This window comes from Mesorhizobium sp. M2C.T.Ca.TU.002.02.1.1 (assembly GCF_003997225.1).
On record NZ_RZTO01000854.1, the window covers coordinates 1 to 2,544 of the forward strand.

Genomic DNA, 2,544 nt, shown 5'->3' on the forward strand with positions numbered 1-2,544 from the left:
CCGCCGCTAGTGGAACGGCATCGGAGTGCCCAAATAATCGTTTTCGGATGGCGACTTAGTCGCTCTTGCCTTTTGGGTATCCCTGAACCGGCCAGGCGATCAAACGCCAATTTCGCCCAAGTCGATTGACAAAAACTCAACTGACATTTCATGATCGGCCAATGGCCCTGCCCTCACTCAATGGCATGCGCGCTTTCGAGGCCGCCGCGCGTCTCGGCAGCATCAAGGATGCAGCGGAAGAGCTGCATCTGACGCCCTCGGCCGTCAGCCGCCACATCCGCGCGCTTGAAAGGAACCTCGGCCAGGACCTGTTCGAACGCGGCTTTCGCCAGATCACCCCGACCATCAGGGGCTCGTACTACGCGCGCTCTCTCTCGGAGGCATTCGAGGCCATCTGGCGCGCCACCGACGATGTCAGCTTCGTCGACGGGCCGTGGCACGGCAGGACCCAGCGCGTCAGGGTGCTCTGCGTGCCGACCGTCCTGAACCTCTGGCTGGCGGACCGGTTGCCGAATTTCCGGCGACTGCATCCATCCGTGGACCTGGAGATCTCGACGTCGGGCAAGCGCGCCAATTTCGATTTGGCGATTGTCGACGAGTTCGTCTACAAGGCCGGTCCCGCCTTGACGCTGCTGATCCCGCTCCTGCTGACGCCGGTATGCGCACCGTCGCTGCTGGAAGGTCCGGTGCCGCTGCGCTCCCCCGCCGATCTGGTCAACCATCACCTGATCCACGAATGCGAGACCATGCGGTGGAAGCGGTGGCTGGAGCAGGAGGGCGTTCTCGACACCACGCCTAAATCCAGCACGACACTCGATGACTGCACCTTGATCATGCGCGAGGTGATAAACGGCGCGGGGATCGCCCTGGCCGACACCATAATGGCCCAGGACCTTCTGCAGCAAGGCAGGCTTGTCGCCCCCTTCAGCGCCCGCCACGCCTATCCCGCCGGCATCTACCTGCACCAGCGCCGCAGCATCGGAAACAAGCCGGGCACCGGCCTGTTCCAGGACTGGCTGCTCGCCGAGATCGCCGACCACAAGCGGACCATGGGTATCGCGTAGCGCATCCGGAAAGACGTGCCGACCGAAGCGCCGCGCAAGAAAAAAGGCGGCGGCCGACCGGCCACCGCCTTCATATTTGTCGACGGCCGCGCTCAACCCTTGATGGTGGCGGTCAGCTCGTCATAGGCCTTGCAGGCTTCGTCGAGCGTCGTCGCGCCCTGATACTTGGTCGTCACAGCCTGCACCTTGGCGGTCAGATCGGCCGCCTTGCTCGGGTCCTTGGTGATGGCTTCCTGGAGGGCGGCAGCCATGTCCTGCGCCTTCTTGGCGGCGATTTCCTGCGTGCATTCCGGCCCCTTGGAGCAAGCCGAACCGGCCAACGCCGCAACACCGACGGCAACGAGCAAAAACTTCTTCATGTCAATCATCTCCTCAAAAAAGGCAGCCGCCCATCGCGGCTGCCTCCACTGGCCGAAGCCCAAAGGCCAGAGCCAAGCGTGCCATAACCTCTGATTGTGGCGGCGCGCAACGACCGGGCCATGTCAACTTGTGTAACAGGGTTGCAACAGGCGTTTGCCGCGAAGCCTATCGCTTCGTATCCTGCCGGATGCCCCTGCTCTTCCAGCCAGTCTCCGCGCCCTTGCCTCCCGCTCCCAGGGCATGCAAGGAGTGGGTCAAGCAACGGGATGACAGGCATGGCAGCTGAGGCGTCGAGCAGCGATCTGGTGCAGGTGGTGGCGCTGCTCGCCGCCGGCGTCGTCGCCGTGCCGATCTTCAAGCGCATGGGGCTGGGCTCGATCCTCGGCTACCTCGCCGCCGGCGTCGTCATCGGCCCGTTCGGCCTGCGCATCTTTTCCGAATCGGAAGCGATCCTCCATGTCGCCGAGCTCGGCGTCGTGATGTTCCTGTTCATCATCGGCCTGGAGATGCAGCCTTCGCGGCTCTGGGGCCTGCGCCGCGAGATCTTCGGACTGGGCGCGCTGCAGGTCGGCGTCTGCGCTGTGCTTCTGACCCTCGTCGGACTGGCCGGAGGCTTTCCGATCGCGCAGTCCTTCGTCGCCGGCGCCGGCTTCGTGCTGACCTCGACGGCGATCGTCATGCAGCTGCTGGAGGAGCGTGGCGAGATCGCCACGCCGAAAGGCCAGCGCATCGTCTCCATCCTGCTGCTCGAAGACCTGATGATCGTGCCGCTGCTCGCGCTGATCGCCTTCCTCGCGCCCGGCGGCGCCGAGACCAGCCTCTCGGAGCGGCTGACCGAAGTCGGCATCGGCATCGCCGCGATCGTCGGGCTGGTCGTGGCCGGCCGTTACCTGCTCAATCCGCTCTTTCGCATCCTGGCCGACGCCCGCGCCCGCGAAGTCATGACCGCCGCGGCGCTGCTGGTGGTGCTGGGATCGGCGCTCGCCATGCAGCTCTCCGGCCTGTCGATGGCGATGGGCGCCTTCCTCGCCGGCGTGCTCCTGTCGGAATCGACCTTCCGCCACCAGCTCGAAGCCGATATCGAGCCGTTTCGCGGCATCCTGCTCGGCCTGTTCTTCCT

Annotated in this window: 3 protein-coding genes; 2 read left to right on the forward strand and 1 reads right to left on the reverse strand. The window is 64.9% G+C overall.

Annotation, left to right across the window (positions count from 1 at the left end; genetic code table 11):
* Window positions 1-161 precede the first annotated feature (161 nt).
* Window positions 162-1,064 (forward strand): LysR substrate-binding domain-containing protein, encoded by a 903-nt coding sequence (locus EOD07_RS30445; RefSeq protein WP_040981145.1) that lies wholly within the window; start codon window positions 162-164, stop codon window positions 1,062-1,064.
* A gap of 92 nt (window positions 1,065-1,156) precedes the next feature.
* Here EOD07_RS30445 and EOD07_RS30450 read toward each other — a convergent pair whose 3' ends face one another.
* The gene (locus tag EOD07_RS30450) at window positions 1,157-1,423 is read right to left on the reverse strand and encodes a hypothetical protein (RefSeq protein WP_040982305.1); all 267 of its coding nucleotides are present in this window, start codon (window positions 1,421-1,423) and stop codon (window positions 1,157-1,159) included.
* 276 nt (window positions 1,424-1,699) lie between these two features.
* Here EOD07_RS30450 and EOD07_RS30455 point away from each other — a divergent pair.
* The coding region (locus tag EOD07_RS30455) for a monovalent cation:proton antiporter-2 (CPA2) family protein (protein ID WP_206519606.1) at window positions 1,700-2,544 on the forward strand (845 nt) is incomplete at its 3' end.

Excerpts from the sequence above, each read along its gene's own strand:
- EOD07_RS30445 (WP_040981145.1), top strand. The coding sequence starts at position 162 with ATGGCCCTGCCCTCACTCAATGGCATGCGCGCTTTCGAGGCCGCCGCG.
- EOD07_RS30450 (WP_040982305.1), bottom strand. The coding sequence starts at position 1,423 with ATGAAGAAGTTTTTGCTCGTTGCCGTCGGTGTTGCGGCGTTGGCCGGT.